Here is a 237-nt window from a genome sequence, read left to right on the forward strand (position 1 = left end):
CAATCCAAGAGTTACATTTGACGGTCGTCACTGGTGGATTAGTGTAGGATTCCAAGAAGACTTTGAATTACAAGAACTAACCGATGAGTCGATTGGTGTGGATGTTGGTTTAAAAGAGCTGTTTGTAGCTTCTAATGGTATGAAAGAACGAAATATAAACAAAGATGTCAAGGTTAAAAAACTTTTGAAAAGGAAAAAGTCAGCGCAAAGAGATATGTCTAGGAGATTTAAAAAAGG

The 237-nt window shown here is 35.9% G+C and carries 1 pseudogene; it reads left to right on the forward strand.

What is annotated here, in order from left to right:
• Positions 1 to 237, forward strand: a pseudogene (locus BAQ44_RS18605) (RNA-guided endonuclease InsQ/TnpB family protein); the annotation flags it as partial.

It is taken from the genome of Bacillus mobilis, assembly GCF_001884045.1.
Taxonomy (GTDB): domain Bacteria; phylum Bacillota; class Bacilli; order Bacillales; family Bacillaceae_G; genus Bacillus_A; species Bacillus_A mobilis.